The sequence below is a fragment of the Acinetobacter sp. YH16044 genome, assembly GCF_013417145.1.
GTDB classification, from domain to species: domain Bacteria; phylum Pseudomonadota; class Gammaproteobacteria; order Pseudomonadales; family Moraxellaceae; genus Acinetobacter; species Acinetobacter amyesii.
The window spans coordinates 1-4,254 of record NZ_VPEK01000080.1; the positions used below are offsets into that span (position 1 = coordinate 1).

A 4,254-nucleotide genomic window follows, 5' to 3' on the forward strand; every position below is an offset into this window, starting at 1 on the left:
AGTTGAATTAGCCGCAATGAGTTGTGAAGAACTCAAAGACTATGAGCAAAGTTTACTAGCTCTGTGGACACCAAGAATGGCTCTTGAAAGTGACATTGAAAGGTTCTGCACTCAACGCAGAGAATTATTGGAGGTTTTTAATCAATTAAAAAATCCTGATGCTCCTGAACATGAACGTTTAAAAAATTCTATTTTATCGCTCAAATATAAGATTAAAAAATTAGAAGATAAATTGGATAATCTTATTCAAGATAATCGCTGAAATTATATAGATTTAATTATTCAGATTATTTAAGTAAAACTGTGAAACATTGCCTAATATTTAGGCGTAGAACATGAAAAATCAAGTAAAAAACCCCTGTTCACAGTCAGGGGTTTTTCGAAATGGATTATATTGTTGAATTATAAGAAGTAAAAATTAGCATTTCGTATAAGGTGTATTATGTTAATTTTAGAATTTCTTAAAATTAATTGTCTATAACAAAAAAATTTCATTCCAAATATTAATCATAATTTTTATTAATTTATGAGAAAATGCAGAAAATATAGTAAGTAATTTATACCTAATTATTTTTATAAAATTTTAAGTTTGTAGGAGCATAAATTTTGGAAGTTTACAGACACTCAAGTTATGAGTTCCAAGTTGTTGACAAAATTGGAGCTGGAGGATTTGGTGAAGTATACGAAGTGGCATTACCTACATGTGATTTTAGATATGCACTAAAACGATTTGCTCCACAAAAAAATATTGCTGAAGCTTCTCTATTTTCTGAAGGTGAACTATTAGAAAGATTCCGTCAGGAAATGAGATATCAGACAAATTGTACTCACAAAAATATAGTTTCTATTTGTGTAGTCCATCAAGGCGATGCTCCATTTTTTGTAATGGATCTTGCTGATTCTGACTTGAATAAGCTAATTAAAAAAGACCTTCTTTCTAATGAGGAAAAGATTAAAGTTATTCTAGATGTTCTGGATGGTTTGGAATATCTTCATAATAAAGGACTAGTTCATAGAGATATAAAACCAGAAAATATATTACTTTTTAATGGAGTATATAAAATTTCAGATTTTGGACTAATTAAAAATTTAGCTCCTAATGCACATCCTAACGATGTTATGAGTGCAATTGGTCTATGTCTTGGAACAACACGATACATGGCTCCTGAAGTTGAAGAAGCTGCGCATTATTCGCATCTTTCTGACATTTTTGCACTAGGCGTGGTCATGTCACAATTACACATAACAGAGCTAGCTAGCATCGCAAATAAGTGTACTTCCCAAACGGTTAGGTTCCGATATCAATCGATTGCTGAAATCAGAAACGATATTCTAAGAGTGATAAAATGAAAATTACATTAAGTTGCGTTTCATCTTTTTCAGAAGCAAGAGATAAATTTTCGCCTGAAAGAAGTAAACAGAATGAAGATTCACTAATTGTGCCTCTTAAAAAAAGTAATGGCTTTTTATTTGGGGTTGCTGATGGTTTAGGCTCATATCATGGTGCAAAAGAAGCATCCTATTTCGTTTGTAACTATATTGAAAACCTTCAACAAATTAGTCACGAATACTTAGAACATTCTTTAAAAGAAGAACTCAAAATCAATTTTCAAAATTTTATTCAAAGTCAAAATTCTGAATACATTAAGGCCTCTACAACTCTCTCATTTTGTTTTTTAGATGATAGTGGTTTGAGCATTTGGCATATTGGCGATTGTAGAGTTTATATCAAGCAAGATACTAAATTAATTCAACTTACGAATGATCATACTCAATATCAAAAGTTACTTGATAAAAAAATATATAGTAAAAAGGAGTTAAACGAAAAAAAGATAAGTCAAAGTACTTTAACAAATGCGATTTCATCTTTCATTGATTTAGATAATGACTATACATTTATCCCCTATGACTCTTTAAAAGATGAATATGGAGAAGAAATGTCAGTATTTATAATGTCTGATGGTGCATATCATTTTTGGGATCAAAGAAAAAATTTCAGTAAAGTCACAATGAGCGACACTATTAAATTTACTAATGCTCTAAAAAGAAGGATAGAGAATAAAGGTCCAATTGATGATTACACATTAATTGGAACAAAATTTTATTTAAAATAGAATCTCTTATATGAAGTAGAAAAGCCTAACATTAGTTAGGCTTTTCTACTTCATATACAATTAAAATGTTATGCAAATGCCAATAAATCATCATACGGTCTAATAGTCTGTTCGATGGTTTTACCAGCTTTTTCATAGGCAATTTTCAAATCATATTGATGTTGTAAATTAAGCCAACTTTCAGCATCTCCACCAAAGAATCGTGCTAATCGCAAAGCTGTATCAGCAGTAATACCGCGACGTTCTAATACAATATCGTTAATTCGAGCTGCAGTTACACCTAACTTTCTAGCTAGAGCAGTAGAGCTTAAATTTAGTGGGAGCATGTACTCTTCTTTAAGAATTTCACCTGGGTGAACAGCTCTCATACCATTATGATGGATCATACATATACCTCTCAAAATTAATGGTAATCGACTATCTCAACCTCACTGGGTCCATTATCCGTCCAAACAAAACAGATTCGCCATTGATCATTAATACGAATACTGTGTTGCCCTAAACGATCACGTTCTAATTTTTCTAATCGATTACCTGGAGGAGATCTCAAAAAATCTAAAGTTACTGCTGCATCTAGCATCGTCAATTTTCGGGTAGCAACTTTCAAAATAGCTGAAAATTTAGAACTCTTACCCGTTTCAAATAATTGACGCGTATATTCGCACTTAAAACTTTTTATCAATTGAGATGCCCTTCATATAATATATTGTATATCGATATGCATTATATCACAAGGATACTTTGCTGTGGCTTACAAGAAAGCCACACGGGCTTAATACAAAATCTTTTATTGCAACCTAGATTTAGGTACAAATTGAAACATATAAAAAAGAGCGAAAGCTCCTTTTTTATATGTTTCAATTAATTTTTCTATAGTTAATATCATATCCAGCATCACTTAGCATATGAGCCACAGACATACGCCAGTCTTTATAACCATGGTCTGTATATACGACACCATTTACATCTCCTGGCATTTCAATATGACCTTCCTTTTTTACTAAGCAGATTACTTTTTCACGAGTATATAAACCTATTAATAAACCATGCTCAAAAACAACATTTTGCCTAGCTCTTAATTTGTACTCATCCTCCCCAATAGCTTTTCCCTGATCATCAGGTGTGTATAAAACTATCCCAAACCCAATAGAAGGATCTTTTGTGTAACGTTCTAACTTTTCTATGATTGTAAGGCTAGCATCGTGCTGTTCTCTGAGAACTATTGGCTCAATTAATTGAGCTGATAAAAAAGCTTTTACTTCATTTATCAATGCATCATCATGCCCATGGACAATGAATACTTTAGATGGGGTAACCTTCTTTTCTTTACCTAATAAATTAGGAACTTGCTTTTTAGTTCCTTTTGCATATGTTATTAATTCTTCTGTTATTTCTTTTTGTTTAAGAATCGCGGACTCTAAATCATTAGAATAAAAACCGATCATAACAACACTAGATGCCTGATTTTCAGCCCTTCGTTGAGCAGCTTGTTGCTGTTTTAAAACCTCACCAGATATCTCACTAGAAAACATGCGTAAACGTTCAATATGCTCAATAGGAATTGTACGCCCATTTATTAATATAGGGTTCCCAACCTGGTAAGGTTCAGCATATTTACAAATCAAATCTTCTAAATCTGTTAAATCTGATTTGATTTCAACTTTATCCCACGCATTTTTATGATGTTTTTCGCCTAATTCTAAAATCACATGATAATACATATTACTAATGCCATATCTTCATTTATATTTTTTAAATATATAATAAGTTTAAGAAAATTAACTACATATTTAACATAAAATCTCTTATGCGAAATTTAGGTCTTATCCCAAATAAATCCATTAAAAAGATCTTTATCTTTCTGCCTATTTTCTTCGGTCTTATTTTCCGTATTTAAAAATTGCTCAAAATCGACTAATTGCTGCTTAAAAGATTCATTATTTTTTAACTTATTCAGCGCCCAAGCACCCAGTAGAATTTTACGTCTAGTATCATCTTTACGTTGCTGATCAGAAACTTTCTTTTTTTCACGTGCAATGGCAGCTTTTTTCTGTTCTTTTAGCTGTTTTAAACGCTCTTCTTGCTTTGCAATTTTTTGCTCTAAATTATCAACACTCATACCATCACCGTATCAAGGAAT

At 31.5% G+C, this 4,254-nt stretch carries 7 protein-coding genes; 3 read left to right on the forward strand and 4 right to left on the reverse strand.

Going from position 1 to position 4,254, the window contains the following annotated elements; translation table 11 throughout:
- The 3 genes from FTV38_RS16675 to FTV38_RS16685 form a co-directional block, all read left to right on the forward strand.
- On the forward strand, positions 1 to 262 hold a 262-nt coding region (locus FTV38_RS16675), incomplete at its 5' end, for a hypothetical protein (protein ID WP_180022994.1).
- Between the two features lie 344 nt (positions 263 to 606).
- A complete protein-coding gene (locus FTV38_RS16680) occupies positions 607 to 1,350 on the forward strand; it encodes a serine/threonine-protein kinase (RefSeq protein WP_179991632.1) in 744 nt (247 codons plus the stop codon).
- Positions 1,347 to 2,114 carry a PP2C family serine/threonine-protein phosphatase gene (locus tag FTV38_RS16685; RefSeq protein ID WP_179991631.1) on the forward strand — a complete coding sequence of 256 codons (768 nt, stop codon included), beginning with the start codon at positions 1,347 to 1,349 and terminating at the stop codon, positions 2,112 to 2,114. The genes FTV38_RS16680 and FTV38_RS16685 overlap by 4 nt, the downstream gene beginning before the upstream one ends.
- Before the next feature lie 68 nt (positions 2,115 to 2,182).
- On the opposite strand, the gene FTV38_RS16690 is transcribed toward FTV38_RS16685, so the two are convergent.
- The 4 genes from FTV38_RS16690 to FTV38_RS16705 all read right to left on the reverse strand — a co-directional run bounded on the left by FTV38_RS16690 (position 2,183) and on the right by FTV38_RS16705 (position 4,233).
- The gene (locus FTV38_RS16690; RefSeq protein WP_179991630.1) at positions 2,183 to 2,500 is read right to left on the reverse strand and encodes a HigA family addiction module antitoxin; all 318 of its coding nucleotides are present in this window, start codon (positions 2,498 to 2,500) and stop codon (positions 2,183 to 2,185) included.
- A gap of 17 nt (positions 2,501 to 2,517) precedes the next feature.
- Complete coding sequence (locus tag FTV38_RS16695) at positions 2,518 to 2,796, reverse strand: type II toxin-antitoxin system RelE/ParE family toxin (RefSeq protein WP_179991629.1); 279 nt, start codon at positions 2,794 to 2,796, stop codon at positions 2,518 to 2,520.
- A gap of 175 nt (positions 2,797 to 2,971) precedes the next feature.
- Complete coding sequence (locus FTV38_RS16700; protein WP_179991628.1) at positions 2,972 to 3,835, reverse strand: TIR domain-containing protein; 864 nt, start codon at positions 3,833 to 3,835, stop codon at positions 2,972 to 2,974.
- A gap of 95 nt (positions 3,836 to 3,930) precedes the next feature.
- Positions 3,931 to 4,233 carry a hypothetical protein gene (locus tag FTV38_RS16705; protein ID WP_174761320.1) on the reverse strand — a complete coding sequence of 101 codons (303 nt, stop codon included), beginning with the start codon at positions 4,231 to 4,233 and terminating at the stop codon, positions 3,931 to 3,933.
- Positions 4,234 to 4,254 lie beyond the last annotated feature (21 nt).